Source organism: Loktanella sp. DJP18, assembly GCF_049310965.1.
In the GTDB taxonomy this organism is placed as follows: domain Bacteria; phylum Pseudomonadota; class Alphaproteobacteria; order Rhodobacterales; family Rhodobacteraceae; genus Loktanella.
In genome coordinates, this window is record NZ_JBMERN010000043.1 from 1 (window position 1) to 16,647 (window position 16,647).

At 56.5% G+C, this 16,647-nt stretch carries 14 protein-coding genes; 8 read left to right on the forward strand and 6 right to left on the reverse strand.

Going from position 1 to position 16,647, the window contains the following annotated elements:
- A partial coding sequence (locus ACOI1H_RS13230; RefSeq protein WP_422438107.1) for a DUF2339 domain-containing protein occupies positions 1 to 2,652 on the forward strand: 2,652 nt, incomplete at its 5' end.
- Between the two features lie 96 nt (positions 2,653 to 2,748).
- A complete protein-coding gene (locus tag ACOI1H_RS13235; protein ID WP_422438108.1) occupies positions 2,749 to 4,194 on the forward strand; it encodes a fused MFS/spermidine synthase in 1,446 nt (481 codons plus the stop codon).
- A gap of 409 nt (positions 4,195 to 4,603) precedes the next feature.
- Here the strand turns inward: ACOI1H_RS13235 and ACOI1H_RS13240 are convergent, their stop codons facing one another.
- The 3 genes from ACOI1H_RS13240 to ACOI1H_RS13250 all read right to left on the reverse strand — a co-directional run bounded on the left by ACOI1H_RS13240 (position 4,604) and on the right by ACOI1H_RS13250 (position 6,937).
- Positions 4,604 to 5,533, reverse strand: a complete 930-nt coding sequence (locus tag ACOI1H_RS13240) for a hypothetical protein (RefSeq protein ID WP_422438109.1) — start codon at positions 5,531 to 5,533, stop codon at positions 4,604 to 4,606.
- Between the two features lie 360 nt (positions 5,534 to 5,893).
- A complete protein-coding gene (locus tag ACOI1H_RS13245; protein ID WP_422438111.1) occupies positions 5,894 to 6,466 on the reverse strand; it encodes an RES family NAD+ phosphorylase in 573 nt (190 codons plus the stop codon).
- Between the two features lie 93 nt (positions 6,467 to 6,559).
- Positions 6,560 to 6,937: a hypothetical protein gene (locus ACOI1H_RS13250; RefSeq protein ID WP_422438113.1), complete on the reverse strand. Its 378-nt coding sequence runs from the start codon at positions 6,935 to 6,937 to the stop codon at positions 6,560 to 6,562.
- Positions 6,938 to 7,382: 445 nt separating this feature from the next.
- On the opposite strand from ACOI1H_RS13250, the gene ACOI1H_RS13255 reads away from it, so the two are divergent.
- The 4 genes from ACOI1H_RS13255 (at position 7,383) to ACOI1H_RS13270 (ending at position 10,984) form a co-directional block, all read left to right on the forward strand.
- Positions 7,383 to 7,673, forward strand: a complete 291-nt coding sequence (locus ACOI1H_RS13255) for a hypothetical protein (RefSeq protein WP_422438114.1) — start codon at positions 7,383 to 7,385, stop codon at positions 7,671 to 7,673.
- A gap of 13 nt (positions 7,674 to 7,686) precedes the next feature.
- On the forward strand, positions 7,687 to 8,340 hold the full coding sequence (locus tag ACOI1H_RS13260) for a PAS domain-containing protein (RefSeq protein ID WP_422438115.1): 654 nt from the start codon (positions 7,687 to 7,689) through the stop codon (positions 8,338 to 8,340).
- 329 nt (positions 8,341 to 8,669) lie between these two features.
- Positions 8,670 to 10,376, forward strand: a complete 1,707-nt coding sequence (locus ACOI1H_RS13265) for an ATP-binding protein (protein ID WP_422438117.1) — start codon at positions 8,670 to 8,672, stop codon at positions 10,374 to 10,376.
- Positions 10,377 to 10,645: 269 nt separating this feature from the next.
- Positions 10,646 to 10,984 (forward strand): HWE histidine kinase domain-containing protein, encoded by a 339-nt coding sequence (locus ACOI1H_RS13270; protein WP_422438118.1) that lies wholly within the window; start codon positions 10,646 to 10,648, stop codon positions 10,982 to 10,984.
- 560 nt (positions 10,985 to 11,544) lie between these two features.
- Here the strand turns inward: ACOI1H_RS13270 and ACOI1H_RS13275 are convergent.
- Both ACOI1H_RS13275 and ACOI1H_RS13280 read right to left on the reverse strand, forming a co-directional pair.
- A complete protein-coding gene (locus ACOI1H_RS13275; protein ID WP_422438120.1) occupies positions 11,545 to 12,294 on the reverse strand; it encodes a hypothetical protein in 750 nt (249 codons plus the stop codon).
- Between the two features lie 506 nt (positions 12,295 to 12,800).
- Positions 12,801 to 13,388, reverse strand: coding sequence for a Flp family type IVb pilin (locus ACOI1H_RS13280; RefSeq protein ID WP_422438122.1), 588 nt, complete (start codon positions 13,386 to 13,388; stop codon positions 12,801 to 12,803).
- Positions 13,389 to 13,553: 165 nt separating this feature from the next.
- Between ACOI1H_RS13280 and ACOI1H_RS13285 the strand changes: the two genes are divergently transcribed.
- Positions 13,554 to 14,180 carry a DarT ssDNA thymidine ADP-ribosyltransferase family protein gene (locus tag ACOI1H_RS13285; RefSeq protein WP_422438123.1) on the forward strand — a complete coding sequence of 209 codons (627 nt, stop codon included), beginning with the start codon at positions 13,554 to 13,556 and terminating at the stop codon, positions 14,178 to 14,180.
- A gap of 80 nt (positions 14,181 to 14,260) precedes the next feature.
- Positions 14,261 to 15,286 (forward strand): hypothetical protein, encoded by a 1,026-nt coding sequence (locus ACOI1H_RS13290; RefSeq protein ID WP_422438125.1) that lies wholly within the window; start codon positions 14,261 to 14,263, stop codon positions 15,284 to 15,286.
- Positions 15,287 to 15,420: 134 nt separating this feature from the next.
- On the opposite strand, the gene ACOI1H_RS13295 is transcribed toward ACOI1H_RS13290, so the two are convergent.
- Positions 15,421 to 16,644 (reverse strand): GIY-YIG nuclease family protein, encoded by a 1,224-nt coding sequence (locus tag ACOI1H_RS13295; protein ID WP_422438127.1) that lies wholly within the window; start codon positions 16,642 to 16,644, stop codon positions 15,421 to 15,423.
- Between the last annotated feature and the right edge of the window lie 3 nt (positions 16,645 to 16,647).

Below are 16,647 nucleotides of genomic sequence, written 5' to 3' on the forward strand. Positions count from 1 at the left end.
AAGGTTCGCATCGAAATACTTGAGGCGCGGAGTCAAACACGCGATCCTGCACAGATCCAAACGACCGCAGACCACAAAGATGCACGGTCAGTTTCGAGCGATAGCCCAGTTGCAAACCGTAATGTGGCCAGACCTGGTGATGTCGTCACTTCCTCATTGCAAAGACCTCCGAAACTGCCAGCGCAAGAACAGTCTGCTCGCGCGATGGGTCGCAAAGCCAGCGAGCCACGGACGCCTGACTTCATCCCGGTTGTCGCATCGTGGATCAGTCAGAATTGGATTTACGTCATCTCGGCGCTGTGCCTCTCTTTGGCAGGGATTTTTGCAGCCCAGTTCGCAGCTGAGCAGGGCTTTCTCGCGCCCATCGTTCGCATCGGTCTGGCGATCATTCTGGGCTTTGTCTTCATTGTCGGTGGAGACTTCATCCGCAGACGTTTCGGCGATCAAGACGGAGTCGTGACAGAGTATCTCCCTTCGGTTTTCTCGGGGGCTGGGATCGTGACACTCTTTGGTGCTGTTCTGACGGCCCAGGCTCTCTACGGTATGATCAGTCCGGCGGTGTCGATGGCGCTTCTGGTTTGCGTGGCCGCTCTCTCCGTGGTCCTGGGGTGGTTCTATGGCCCAGTCCTCGCAGTCGTCGGCATTGTCGGCGCGACCGCTGCACCATTTCTCGCCGGCGGGGAGGCGGGCTCGCCCGCTCTTATGAGTGCGTATTTTTGCCTGATCAGTCTCGCAGGCCTCGTAATCAACACCTTGCGCAAATGGAGATGGATCGACGCAGTCTCACTGATCCTTCCTTATGCTGCCGCAGGTTTTGTAATGAGTATGGGCGAAGGCGCATCCGTCCCATTCATCATTCATGCGACGGCAGTTGCCATTATGGCGCTGGTGTTCCTTGGTGGATCTCTTCAGATGCGCATGGCTAGCCCTTCATTGCTGCTTGGTCTTGCCTTCGGCAGTTCAGAGAAGGTCGATCACCGTCAGGTTGTGGCGGCTGGAATCTGGGCTGCTGTCGTGACGGGCATTGTCATGTGGGGTGGCGAAAGCGATGTCATTACGATCGTCGCGATCGGTGCTTGCACCTTGTTGTTTGGCATCAGCTTGAAGGGACGTGTGCCGCACGCGGGCGCTGTAGATCTCGCCGTGATGTCCGCAGTCGGTCTGTTTGCGATCGGGATCGTTTGGGTCTGTGGTATGGAGCCCCGTTCGATTTATCTTGCAGCCATCCCCCAGATATCCTCTCTTTATGTACTCGTGGCGGCAGGACTCGTCACCTCCGCGCTTGCGGCATATCGGAGTATCAGTGGCTCCGGATTTTCCGCGTATCTATACGCAGGCCTCGCCGCCCTTATTGGCCCCGGGTTGATGATTTCCCAGGAGATGCTGGGGTCGCCTGCGGCGTTTACGGGGGTTCTGATATGGTCAGGTATTTCTCTGCTATTTGCCGCTGGGGCCACGTTGTTTGCGGAGCGTGCACTGCGACGCGACCCGGACAATCGCCTTCTAATTTCAATGGGAGTATTGATCGCTTTCACGATGATCGCCTTGGCGCTCTTCGTCGTCTTTACGAAGACTGCTCTCACGATCGCGCTTTCGGTCTTGATCCTGGGTTCGGCTGGTCTTGGCGACCGGTTTCGTCTTCCCGCACTCCGGTATTTCGTACAGATCGGCGCGGCGGTTATTTCTTACCGGGCTGTGGTTCAACCCGGCTTTCTTTGGGCGATATCTGGTTCAACGATTGACCTTCTCTTGGCCTATGCCGTGCCCTTTGTCCTGGTTGCGGCCGCTTTGCTTTTGGTTGGAAAAGACGGTCGCGTCACAGTGCGTGCGGCACTGGAGGGATTACTGGTCGTGTTGGGTGGTGTCGGGATGACCGCGGCGATCTATCTGTATGCGGGCCACTTTGCTGCTATTCATGACGATTCCAACCATTTGACCATCGGGCTCGTTGCAACCGTCTGGCTGATTGCCGGAACGGTGTCACTGATGAATGCCTTCTTGATGAATGGCGGTTCATCACGTGCCCATCGCGCAGCCCGGATGCTGCGTCTGGTTTCGGCGTCCGTGGCCTTTCTGCTGGCAGGTGCTGGCTTGATCGTGAATATCACGATTGCCAACCCGCTATTTCGACACATGGCGCCCATTTTCGGATCAGTCGGATTGAGTTCGCTGACGCTGGGATATCTTCTTCCTGGTCTTGTGTTGTTAGGTATGTCCTTGAGGCTGAGAGTATTTCCCCGCGCTGTGCGTGTGATTGCCGCAAGTGCGGGCGGTGTGCTCGCTTTTCTCTACGCCTTTTTGACGATTGCACAGGCTTGGCGCGGGGATGTTCTGACCATCAAGGTGATGTCCGAAGGCGAGCTCTGGAGCCATTCAGGACTTTTAATCGCCGTCGGCGCAGGTCTTTTGATCCTGTCCTTACGCAAGCAATCGAAGGCGTTGCGCATTGTTGCCAATGGAGTGCTGGTTTTTGCAATCGCAAAGGTCTTTCTTATCGATGCCTCAGACCTTGCTGGCCTGATGCGCGCCGGGTCTTTCCTGGTGCTTGGCCTGGCGCTGGCAGGTCTTGCGCTTGTGAACCGGACGATGGGTGCGTCAGGGCAGTCTTTCGATAGTAGGCAGAGCCAGGAGCCGCCGCACGGCGCCCTCTGACCGAGATCATTCTCGCATTAGAAATTCGACGCCATCTTCCAAGCAGATTTAGCAAAAGGACAGGAGGACGCCATCCGCTTCTCAATTATCATCGCCATGACGCTTGTTCTTTCAGCAGTTGGTCTCACCTACGAAATTGCGGCCGGACGCGTTCTTGCTCCCTATTTCGGAACATCCCTGTCAACGTGGACAGCTGTCATCGCGACGGTTCTCGGCGGCTTTTCACTTGGCAGCGCTCTGGGTGGCCTTGTCGCTGAGCGGCCACGCGCCTTAGCTTTCAGAAATATGCGCTGCGCCGTTGTCTGCACGGCTGCCCTGATGGCGGCTTCACCTGTTCTTCTCGTCGTCATGCATGAAATTCTGGCAGGCGGGACGATCGCCATGCTTGTCACGGTTTTTATCGTGTTCTTCCCGGCTTCAGTCTTCGTGACCTTGCCAACACCATTCCTGACCAAGCTCGCGATCGAGGCACGGCCAGGCCGGCAAGGATCTTCACTCGGACTGGTGATGGCTGCGGGCTCTATTGGAGCCATTTTCGGCTCGATCATTGCTGGCTTCGTCACATTGCCATTCGTCGGAAGTGTTGCGACATTTGCCATTTGTGGTGCTGCGACGTTGCTCTGCCTGCCGTTTCTCAAGCACAGCGGACTGGGTGCCAATCATGAGGATCGCCCTGGATACGTCACGCCAAGCCTCGCAGCCGGCTTCATCGGCTGGACTGCACTGTCAGGCTTTTCGGTTTGCGAGTTCGAATCTGGGCTGTCATGCCTTCATGTGGTGAAGGCCGGGACAGCCACTGTACTTGTCTCTGATGGCGTGACCCAGGCCGCTGAGCCATCAGGTGATGTCGTCGACAGGACTGGCGATCCGCAGCTCAGCCTGCCTTACACGCAATGGGTCTGGGCGAGAATGGACCGCGATCTCGGCCCTGACGCGCGGGTCCTTTTTATTGGCGGCGGAGGTTACAGTCTTCCTTCCGCATTCTTGCGCGCGCAACCACTGGCGGAAGCGGTCGTTGTCGAGATTGACCCACTCATAACGCGTGTCGTCATGGAAAATCTACCGCGTGCCGCCGCCGTCATTGATGCAGAGGGTTATGACACAGCGCGTGCCGATGAAAAGCAGTCGGGTCGCATGGCAATCATCCATGCCGATGGGCGGGTTTTCCTGAATGAAACCGACATGCGATTCGATGCTGTTGTGATGGATGCGTTTTCCTCGAACTCGGTTCCCGCACATCTCGTCACACGGGAGACCTTCCAGCGCTTGGCAGACGTTGTTCGGGGTCCGGTCTACGTCAACCTGATTGACGTGTCAGACGGACCGCTCGCACGCGGCGTCTTTGCGATCCTCAATGAGATCTACCCGCACGTCGAGGTGGTCCAGAGTTCGCTCGATGAACAGGGGCGTGGAAATATTCTGCTTGCCGCGTCCACAGTTGGATTCCTGCCGATGTCGGCCTTGCCGGATGGTTATGTTCGGGCACATATTTCCCCGGATCGGGCCTTTACCGACGACCGGAGTTGGTCTGGGCTGAGATAATCCTTCCTGCAAGTCGTCTCAGCGTGTCGCCCATCATCACACAGGCTTCTGGGAGGAGGTCCAGAAAGTGGCGACGCGCGTGGAGCGTTTTGCCGTCCGCTGATGCGGCTGCATAGCCGATGTCATGACAACGGTGTGCTCTCTTTTTTTCTCTTCCTCGCGCACAAGGTCGGCCGCATTGCGTATCCCTCGATGGCCGATCAAGCCCTTTGTAGTAAAATGTGCAATTCGCGTGGTGCGGTTATATTTCAGGGGGATGCAAAGGACGTGAAGCTCCCGAAGAAATTTTCGGGAGCTTGTCTATGTCCGCTATGCGGACTTTTGAGACGTTCGCTGCACGTGCATCAATGTCTGGTCTGGTAAACCGTTCAACAAACGGTCGTTTTTGGAAGGTATGGCGACCTGCCCCCTAGCCTCCGGCCGCCCGTATTGCAGCTCCAGCTAGATCGATAGCTTGTCTGGCTATTCGCATGCCTTTTTCAACATTTTCGATCTCATCAGTGAAGTTTGCGGTCATATCAATCGCCGGGGTTGGCGAGTTGAGATATGTGCTCTTGTCGGTTCTGGCGATATAGAAGTCCTCTGGTAGCGCAGCCGCGAACTCGGCAGTTTCTATAATCGGAAACTTCTGAAGATTTTGGACAGACATGTATCCGCCGAAGGGATGATGCCAAATCTTCAAACCAAATGGGTTATCGACAGGTGCATAAAGAAATTCGTCCAAAGCCCCCGCCTGTGGGTTGGCGGCCCACTCGATGCTCTCCCCAATCATCGCGTGCCATGCTGTCTTAAAGGCGCGAAGCTCTGCCGACGCCATCATTCGTGATGCTGAGCTGGTAGCCATATTCTGCAACTTAGCGGCACGATTTCCAGCCTCCCGCAGCATGGACTTTCGCCACTCGCCTCGAGGGCATTGAATGCTAATGCAGTCCGCTATCGACGCATATGAACACATCAAGTCCCAGTCCGTAACGCGGACCGTGGCGAGGTAAACTGCTGGCGCAACCAAGACGGTCTTCACGTCAGCGCCCCCGATCATGTGATGTGCTGCTCTCGCGCGGTAGCGTGCAGCTTGATCAGGTTGAAACTCTGCACCTACCTTGTTTTCAATCATCAGAGCCCCACCATCGTAGAACGAGACAAAGATGTCGGTCTCCCCCCAAGCGAGTCCGCCAAAGCTTTCTTGAACTGAATGCCTGATCGCCGTTATCGGTCGCGGATCTATCCCGAGAGCTTGTGCAAATGCTTCGTAGAATTCTTCGCTAAAAGCGAGCTCTTCAATGATGAGGCGGTCAAAATCCCGCTCATTGTTGGACATACTTTGAATGACGTGTCTCAAGGATGGATCTCTCTAATTAACATAAAAATGGTTTTTGATTTTTTTCCGCTGAATCATGCTCCAAAAAATCGCACTGAGTTATGTGATAAATACCCTTTCAACAAACCCTCGTTTTTGGAACAGGCAGAAACTACCTCGTTGGAGGCTGCCAAAAACCCCGATCCAAACCCAATACTTTGTTGAAGGTTTTTGCCAGCCTCCTGACAGCCAACATTCGCTGCGAAGCAGAATTCTTGCAACATGGGCATGAACCAGTCCTTCGCCACACTTGCACCATTTAATGTAAAGGGCTGGATGACCGATGAGGATATTGGGTTTCTGGTCATGCGGCAGAAAAAAGACTCTAACTTCGACGATATCTTAGCTCCAGGATGAGCGGTCTCGGGGCAGGCGACCAAAATCATCGATAACGCGCACCTGATGCGGACGATCCTCGCTCCAATCCCAGAATACGACATTTTGCATGGTGACAGTTGCCCCCGGAGCGAAGCTCGGCACGACGATCCCGGCTACGTTGGCTGTCATGAGGCGTTCAGCGAGCTCCCAGCTCGGCGGGATAGTGCCGCGGTCCACGATATCTTCCCAGGGGCAGGACAAGTCTGTTGCGTTGACGCCCAAGCGCTTGCACGTGTCAGGGTCACAAAGATCCTCGATGTCGTCACAATCGACTGCGTAGGCACAAGTGGTGACCGGCTGGGCCTTGAACGCAAAGCCCTGCTGGGCTTCCGTCCAGGCGCATTGCTGCGTGAGCGAAGTATACAGAGCGGGACGTCCGGTCGGATTGAAACGACCGCCGTGTAATGCGGCACCATCACCGGAGATCGGTGCGAATGCCCATCCCAGGGGAATCGCGTTTGGGTATGTCTCGTCACGTAGAGGTCGAAAATCATCGAAAACTGACCACGAACGCAGCGAGAGAGCCCAAAAGTTCACGCTCCGTTCGCCCTCTTCGCGCTCAAATTTCCAAACGCGATAGCCCTGATGCCCATCCGGGATTGTGAGCGCGAAAAACCTGGGTTCGCAGCCTCAAGCGTAGCCACCGACAGCAATCCGGGAGATGTAGGATTTTACCGCCTCTGCGCGCCCCTCCCGCACAAGGTCCGCGGCCGTCTGGTCACCGAAGGACGGCAGGGGCTGCGCGCAGAACCACGCAAAGGCTTGAGGGATGGAGCCTGCCCAGGGTGCCACGCGCACGAGGATTTCGACAAAGTCCCTGAGCTTGCGCTGCGATGCCTGCGCCGTCAGGCGAGATGTTTTGGATAGTGACTCCCTCGACATACCCAGTGTGAGGGCAAGATCGGACTTGTTCATATGAAGATCGTCAAGCAGAGCATCCAGCGCAACCGTGCCGTCAGGGTGCATCAGATCCTGTGCAGTCGGAATGGGGCGCGCGATGTAGGACATATGTGCCTCACTTATTGACCCAGATAATGGTCATAATGTGAGGCGAAAGATCATGTTTGTCAAGCATGAAACCCCATCACGCCACATCCTTTGCTTGTGGCTTTTGCTGGCTTCGATTGACGAGGGCAGGCACTGGACTGGTCCTACATGTGGCTCGCATCACAGATGTCGATGGAGCCGCGGTCGATGGGTCAAGGTGTGCACGAGATGAACTGTCCCAATTATCCCCGAGAAAAAACTTGGCTCATCAGTCGATGGCCCTCAGGATTTTCGCCGAAACGCGGCGGGTCCGTTCGTGAGCGTTGCATTACCGTTGGTCTATTGCTTGGGAGTGTGGCTTCGGTGCTCATCCGGCTTCTACATTTTTTGCGTCGCTGTGAACGATTAACGTATCGCCCGTTTAATCCTCAATTTTCTGGGCATGCAGGTTTCTAAAGGAAGCTTAATGACGATATTTGGCATCAAGCCCGACTTCCCGCCGGGGGACGATGAAATGAGCATCGCCATAAGGGACTTCAATTGGTCTTCGACTGAACTGGGTGCGATCGAAGACTGGAGCGACGCGCTCAGGTCGCTGATCGCCCTCATGCACGGCTCGGCGCAGCCGATGTTCATGACTTGGGGCTGCGACAAGGCGTGGCTTTACAATCAATACTGTGTGCCCACCCTCGGACATAAACACCCCGCCGCACTTGGTCGCCGCACGGGCCGATGTGTGGTCCGAGGCCTGGACTGATCTTGGACCGCTGATGGACGGGGTCTACGATGGTACGCCAGTGCATATCGACGACATCAGTCTGATGATCGATCGCCAGGGCGTCCTGGAAGATGCGAATTTCAGTTTTTCTTACAACCCTGCCTTCGATGCGACGGGACAGGTTCGCGGGCTTTTCGTGGTTTGCACCGAAACCACCGCACAGATCCACAGCCAGCGGGCGCTTGCGAAAAGTGACAAGCGGCTGCACATGGCGTTGTCGGCCGGCAACAGCATCGGCACGTGGGATTGGAACGTGGCTGACGACTACGTGACGGCCGATGCACGCTTCGCCGATCTCTATGGGGTCGATCCGCAACAGGCCGAAACTGGCGCACCGATCGCGCAGTTCCTGGCCAACGTCAATCCCGATGACGTGAGCCGCGTGCGTCGTGAAATCGCGGAGGCACTGCGAACGGGCGAAGCCTTTACATCGGAATACCGACTGATGCAGCCCGACGGATCTGTGCGGTGGGTCACGGCGCAGGGACAGGCGACACTGGACGGCGCAGGTCAGGCTGTTCATTTCCCGGGCGTCACCTTCGACATCACCGCCCGCAAGAACGCCGAGGCACAGCAAGCCATTTTGAGCGGCGAATTGCAGCATCGCAACAAGAACCTGATGGCGCAAGCCCTTTGCGGTAAATGATGCAAATCGCGTGGTGCTGTCATATTACAAGGGGACACAGACGACGTGAAGCTCCCGAAGAAATTTTCGGGAGCTTGCCTGTGTCCGGTATGCGGATTTTCCTGCCGGTCGCTACGATCCCTCAATTTGTGCTACGTTTATTCCAAGACCCTGTTCACGCCTGCAACTGCACGGTATGGTTGTCGATCAGGCTACTCGCGCAGCTGGGCCTGAAATTAATGGAGCGTGCGTCGGATGCCTCTTGGCCAATACACGTGGAGCGGTGATCGCCTGAGCCGATATGGTTCAGGCGAGTTCGCCGTGCGCGTCTCCAACTCAGGATCGACCAAATGACGGATTATACGACGTCTCCTTCACCCCAACGCTGGCGCACTTGGCTGCCGAACACCTCGCGCCGCCCGAGGCTCGAAGCGGCGGTCGTTGTTTGCTTTGTAGTAGTCGTGTCCGCGCTTATTCTGGCGCAATCCTTTCGTTACGCACTGAATGAGGCGCGCACCACGGCCGAAAATCTGACAACGCTGCTGGGGGAACACACGCGGCTCGCGATGCATGCGACGGATGCGGCGCTGTTGTCGATGGTGACCATGTCGGAACGCACGCAGCCACCTGATGGCGACCTCGATTATGCCTCTTATCTGGACCAGATTAACGAACAACTTGATTACGTGAGCGCGCTCTACGTCGTCGGCGTGGACGGCTATGCGATCCATACGACCCAATCCGACGCGCCGCGCGTGTCGCTGGTCGACCGGCGATACTTCCAGATACTGCGTGATGACCCGGCGATGGAACTGTTTGTGGGGCGTCCTGTCCAGTCGAAGACAAACGGGGACTGGTTTGTGCCGGTCGCCCGACGGATCGAATCCGCAAATGGCAGCTTCGCCGGCATTGCCGTAGCGGCAGTCGAGCCAAGCTTTGTCGAGCGGACCTTTCAGCTTCTGCAATTGCGGGAATTCGACACCGTCGCCTTGCTGCACGACGACAGCACCTTGATCGCCAGCGTGCCGCCGCTACCCGACTTATACGGAATGCAACTGACCGAGCATGAACTCTTTCGCAATAGGCTGACGCAAGCGCCGAGCGGCGTCTACACCAGCATCAGTGGCGTGCATCGGCGCTCCGTGATCATCGGGTATGCCGCGCTCGAAGACTTCCCGCTAATAGTGGGCGTGTCGCTCGACAGGGCTGAGGCGCTGGCCGGGTGGTGGCAGCTGGTCCGTGTCGTGGTGCTTACCGGCATCCTGATCGTCGTGCTGGCGCTGCTCTTGCGCTCGGCGACGGTGCGGCGAACCCTGGAACGGCAGGTCGCGCGACAAGAGGCGCTGATGTATGAAAAGGTCCAGACCATTGGCTTCATGACGAGCGGGGTCGCGCACGATTTCAAGAACCTGCTGGCGGTGATGCAGTCGGGCACCCGATTGCTGCGACGCCAGAACGCCGACGAAACACTGCTGGCGGCAATCGACGAGGCCACAGACCGTGGTATCGCGCTGACGACGGACCTTCTGAATTTTGCCAAGGACCACGAACTCCGGGCTTTGCAGGTTCGGCTCGACCAGAAAATTGAGCATCTTTCGAGCCTGCTTCGGCGAACGACCGGGCCTGGGGTCGAGCTGCGGCTGGACCTTAACGCCGCGGAAGCGGTGGTCGAGGTCAGCCTCGCTCAGCTCGATTCCACGCTGATGAATTTGTGCGTCAACGCCTCGCACGCGATGCCCAATGGCGGTCTGCTGCGCATCGCCACGGCACGCCTGCCGCTCCGCGGGCACGAAACGCTGCGCGACGGCGACTACGTCCAGATTGCTGTCGAGGACACAGGCGTCGGCATTCCGGAGCACATCCGGAAAAGGCTCTTCGCTCCCTTCGCTTCGACGAAAGGCCGCGACGGATCGGGTATGGGCCTATTTCAGGCACGCCGCTTTACTGAAGACGCGGGTGGCATAATAACGCTCAGCAGCACGGTGGGCAAGGGCACACGCGTGGTGATCCTGCTGCCGCTGGTCGAGGACGGAGGGCGTGGCGGACTGCCGGCCTGATGGACGCGGACACGCCGGCTGCCAGCGTTGCGCCCGCCCGCTGATCGGATTGTTGTCTCACACAGTGCCGATAGATGTGATCTGGAGATGGGCCAAGGCAGTTCCTTTCGCAATCGCGCTCTCGAACAGAAGCGGGCACAAGCATTGGGCCGTGCGCGACGCCTGGGAAAACGTTGCGACTGCGAGAGCCATCCCCGATTAACAGCGTCAGTTTAAGCTCAAACCGGACCTCCGCCGCGATTGCACCATTTAGTGTAAGGGGCTGGCTGATGGCGATGATCTCTTCAATCATCAATCAGACGCTGCGTGGTGACGACATCAAGGTGCGACGTGACGCGTTCAGCGAACGACTGATGGCGCTCTGGCGGGCGCGGGACATCCTGACAGCGACGTCGTGGAATGGCGCGCCGATCCTCGAAGTCATATCAAACACGGTCGCGCATCAGGAAGATCGCTTTTCCATCGACGGCCCGCCGGTGATGCTTGATGCAAAGCGCGCGCTTTCACTGGCGCTGGCGCTGCATGAGTTGACGACCAACTCCACAAAATATGGTGCTCTGTCCGTTGAGGGCGGCAGCGTCGTCATCACTTGGTCGGTCGCCGCATAGGGGGACGACGGTGAGGCTTTCCGGTTCGAATGGCAGGATCGCGGTGGACCCGAAGTGTCCCCACCAAAGGCCGAAGGCTTTGGATCGCGCCTCATCTCGCGTGTCCTGGCTACCGATTTTGAGGGTGATGTGAGCATCGATTATCACCCGGAGGGCGTCAGGGTCGTTTTGACCGGCATATTGCAGCATCCGGACAACGCGCCAAAGCTGCCGAAAATGTGACTGTGCCCGTGAACCCTTGCGTCACCGCTCTCGCCGTCGAAGATATGGCACACGTGCGGATGCGGATCGTTCCCGAACGTGTAAGGGCTGGCGGCCGGAGTGGTGGTAAACGCGCGCAAAGGCGCGCTCTACCTGCGAGATCACGGTCTCGGCCGTGTTGGCGCGAGAGCCGGTGCGGTTTCAGAACGGAGCAACCCTGGTCCTGCCAGGCCTGGCATCAGCCAGAGAGAAAGCTGAGCTCACGTCTTGGCTTTGGCCTGTTTTTAAGATAGGAAAGTTCTTTATCAGCAAGCTTCCAATAATTGGCCCGCCGCATATATACCTCAGCATCCTTGCGCCTACCCCTTACGGGGCAAATTTTTCCAAGCAATACCACCCCAGGCCAGCATGTCCTCTTCTTCGTCCGGATTGGAGGACGAGTCGCCGCGATCCGGGTAATACACGTCCGTGAACAGGTTCATCTGCTGGTCTGAGGGTGCAGCAGGCTTTTTGCCTTTGCGCTTTGCTACAACACCATTGCCACAGTTTTGCTTGGCGATCAGCGGAACCCGTTTGTCGTAGCCGTCAGGTTCCATAACAATCATTGCGACATGGCCATGATTAAATAAATGCGGCAACATATCGCCACCCCATTTCACTTCTTCGTCCTTGCCGACCCTGTCTGTGAGGTATTTGGCCAGCAAGATGTCGGACACCACGATGAAAGCCGCATCAATCTTGCGGAACGTCAGCGCATCCATTATTTTCATCATTGCGCGGTAGGTTGAAGCCGCATTGCCCGTTTCCCATTCCAGGCAGGCGCGCACTCCTCCGTGGATCTTTGCAGCGTCAACCGGACCGTTATTTGCCTCCGGCCTCAGCTGAACCTGATGAGTCCAGCCATTATATTCGAGATGATCCATCATCGGATCTTTGATCGGTGTGACGCCGTTTCCATGGATTACCGGATTGATTGTGAACGTCTCAGCACACGGTGGCCACACGATGTGCTTGAAACCTCCCAGGATCTCACTGCGCAAGACTGCGAGCTCGACGGCCATATCGGCCGGTAGCGCGTCGAGCAAAATGATTTCCTTGGCAATCCGCACGGTAATCCGGTCTCCTTCGGGAAGGAGAAGGTGTCGATTGCGGACGAACGGAAATTGTTGGTGAAATTTTCTTCGCAGGATATGTGGGGTGTTCTGTCTCAACCTCGGCCGCGCGTAGGCCAGACTGTAAAATATCCCGGCTCAACCAGCAGGACGTAGGTGTCGGGCGCATTCCAGAAAGCTTTTGGCCGGCCGAGGCTGGTGGCTTTACCTTTCGAGGGGAGAGCTTCGCATGCTATGGCGTCATTATCGGCATCAAGGGCGCTGTAAGACTTGCTGTCAGAGTTGTAAGCACTCTGGGCGTCTTCCTGAAACCTGTAGTCCTTTCAAGCCGCTTGCGCGACGCCAGCAGGCGTGAACAGGGCGAACGTCGTAACAGTGAAGGCGGGTTTTCGTGATGCTATCTCTGTTTCTGGAATGGTGTTAGAAGGCACGTAGAGCCCGCTTGCGCGTCTTTCGCACAACATGAAGGATATATTTGGCTACGCAGAGCTGAGCCGCACCGATCAGGATATGATGCAGTTGACCGTGCTGCCTGGTGTTATGGACCAGCTATGTGCGTCGAACTGGTAGAGTGTGGCACCAGTCGCAGCATCGTAGGACCGTGTGTCTGCGTCATCGAAATAGATGAGATTGCCATCGTCACAGTTCATCCATTTGCCTGCAAGGATGTCTGTCGTGTCACCGCGCGCGACCAGAAACGTCACGTCGTTCAACGTATCCTGCGCGATGGACAGGATTTCGATAGATGACGGAGAACCGCCTGAGATGATACCGAATGGATTGGCGCTGTTGTCTGGTGACGCGTATCCCATAATATCGGGATTGATATCGCTAACACCCACCGTGATCTCGATAGGTTGTGGCGTCGTCAGCATCGGGTCCGGCATTGAATTGCCTTCCCTGGGTGACGCCACCACAGCTTCCTTCTTTGAAATCGCATAGGAAACGTCTGCGAAGATCGTGCTGACTTTGGCGCCTTGGCTGGCGACGGCAGTCGTCGCGGTCACGGCGATCAGGCCTACGAGCAGACCGTATTCAGCAAGTGAAGCGCCTTTTGTGCCGAGGAACGGTGAGGACATTTTGACTTTCACGACACAGGCCTTTCAGGTTTGCCGTCATCGTCTGTATACGTGAATGGCATATGTTAAATGATCTTGAATTCGATATGGGTCCCGGACCTCTTTGCCGATGGGACTGCCATAAAAATGCCTTGCATCTTTAAGACATTAACGGGACCGACATGGAAGGAGTGCTTCATGAACAACGGCCAGAGGATACAACGTGCAGCGAATGCAAGGGGTATAGCGTGCCTCGTTCATTTTACGCCGGCCGTAAATGCCATGAGCATCCTCACACATGGACTGGCATCACGTCCCACTCTCGATGAAGCTGGTATCGACTACGCCTATACGGACGACTGGCGCGGCGACGGTAAGATGGACGCCGTATGTCTTTCGATCAGTCAAATCTATTTATCAATGCTCGCGTCCAAGCGAAAAGTTTACAACGGCGAGTGGGTCGTATTTTTGCTTGATGCGTCAATTTTGTGGACGCACAACTGCCGCTTTTGCTGGACAAATGCTGCAAGCCGCGAAATTCGCAACCATCGGGGATTCCTCGGTGGACCATGGGGGTTTGACGAGATGTTCGCGCCCAGGCCCGTCAGCATGATTGATGCGACATGCCGGCGCACGGCTTATAGCCTCGCCGACGATGTCACGACCGATAATGCGGCAGAGGTGCAGGTTTTCGATCAGATCGACTCTGACCTGATCCTTGGCGTCGGCGTGCAGTCTGAATGGCACAAGACCAGAATGGAAAACATGATGCTCGATATCGACCGGGTGCGGCCCGTCGAGGTGTTCGATCAGATTTTTAAGTGATGTCTATTTGCGAAATAAATCTTCATGGCACATGATCGTGAGACGCTGTTACGCCCCGTGGCAAACTGAACGAGGACCAGATGTTTTTTAAAGATATCATCATGCTGTATGGTATTGCGCTTTCTGGAAAGGCGCCGTCCGATCGGGACCCCGTCGCAACGATTGTCCCCGAAGAGATGTGGCGGCCTTTTCGCGAACAGATGTTTGAGGATATTTCGCAGGCTGCAATTTATTCGCTCGACAATGATGCGGCACGCTATGCCGACAGTTTCCGTTACGCGCTGATCAAGGACCGATCACCCGAAGAGGGTGGTCGGCTGATCTCTCAGTTCATGGAGGAGGTGGCGCTTCCACATGACCTGATCTGGGTCGAACATCACCATGGCCGATTGACCGCAGAGCGATTGCGGAACTACGGTGACGCTGAGGATGATATCGATCCCGGCGATTTCGGTCGTCGAGGCTTTCTGATTGACAACAGGTCGCCTGAAACGTTGAAAGTCACGATGTTTCGTGAAGATGGTCGGTCCGATCGATTTATTGATCCGATTACGCATATCCTCTTTTTGAAAAATGAACCACCTTCCGGGCACGCGGGTGCATCGCGCATGTCGCACGTCATACCCGGCGCTCATGAGCACATGCTGTATTTCTTTGGTCAGTCTGACATGACGCAGGCGCATTTCGATCGACTGGAGGGCCAGGAGATATACAACGCGAGTTGCGATGTCGTCATTTCCTTCATTGTCTTCGCACTGATTGCTTCACGTCAAAACGGTCTGGTTCAAGAGAGCCGTCCAAGCTTATCGACATCGGAAATCAGAACTGCGCGCAAGTTCGGCAAATCATGGATGACGGAACGCCTGCGCACCCATGTCATCATTCGGATCGGACCTGAAGCGCAGCGCCATTTGCATGAGCAATCAGAACGTCGCAAGCACGAAAGTGCTGTGGCATCTGGCCGCCTGCCGCCGACAGAGCATTGGGTGTCAGAGCACGAGCGACACTACAAGTCTGGGAAAGTTGTGTTGATCAAGGCGTATCAGCGTGGCGTGATCGCAGATCCTGATCTGCCACGACTTGTTGTTGGACCGGGTCGCGCCTGATCTTCGACGATGAGAGGTTGTGTGCGTGTTTTTCGGCCCCATATTCTCGCTACAGCTTCGGCTGCTCAGCCCGCCACAACCGAATTTTTCGGCGGTGGGCCTTTATCCCGCAATGCGGCTGGACCTTGCTGATTTCAGGTGCGCCTGACGATCTTCTGGGTTTGAGCATCGTAAATGATCTCATGAAGGCGTCCATCGCGAATAGCGGCGACCGCCTGACTGACATGCTCCGGCAGGACATAGAACCACTCCCTGGGGTGAACGCGCCGATTGAAGCGGTCGGTGATCCACAGATCCCGTGGTCTTGCGGCGTCGAAAAACCTGTGAAGAAGATCTTCGACTTTGCGCCTGGAGAGGTTCTTCAGCTCGTAGGTCGCGACAATGTCGACCGGCGCCATCAGGAACGTCGGATCATTCCGGGCGTCAGCGATACGGCGCTGCACATCCTGTGTCGTGACGCCGATCTTGAGAAGGATGTCGCGAACTTCTGCAATGGCGGGTTGATCGGACCTGCTGCGGGCCACGTAGATCGTCCCAGTGAGGTCCAGCTTGTCGGATTCCCAGTCTGGATCAAGTGGACCGAGGCCCGGGCGCAGGATGATCCGCGCGGTAGGGTCTGAAGCCAGCGCCTTTCGGAACGATGAAATCAGCGGATCGCTTTCCGCTCCGTTTGAAAAGATCACCCTGAGGCGTTGATCGCGCTTGCCGCCGCGGACCGTCAACTCGCCCTTTTCTGCAATGTAGGCCAGAAGACCATTGCGAATGAAATAGCCTCCTTCCTGGACATCGATGACCTCGCGGGAGCTGACAGCTGTTGCCTCGCGGGCCCCTGAGTCCAGCTCGGTTTGGAGTTCCTCAAAGGCAGGCCTGAAGGAGTCGAAGTCAGGGCAGGGGAAGAACTCCGCGCGGTGATCGGGCAAATGGCGATCGGCCGTTGGGGTCACGTTCCTGATTTGCGTAAAGGCTGATGAGATCTCACCGTCATCCTCATCGAAAATGTCATCGAGACATTGCGGAATTTCATCCTCTGACGGGTCGTCGCGCCAGTCACGGACAACAGGTTTTTCAGGCGAGGGTTTGCTGCGCAGCAGGCCGTTTGGGTCAACCTGCGCAAACTGATCAGCGTCAGCGCGGCCTGCGATGCCGGCCCAGATGGTGCCGAGCCGCATTTCATCGTGACCCTTTGCGTTCTCGTCCGGAAGCCGGCCATGCCGATCGTAGAAGGCGTTCACGTCCCGCACGAGGCCCGCGTCGCGTTCAAAGTCGGGCGGCCTCACACCGCGCACGCTGAGTTTGACGTCCAGAAGTCCGTATTCATCCGGTTCATCGAAAATATCGTCGAGCGTTGGTCTGGGCATTGC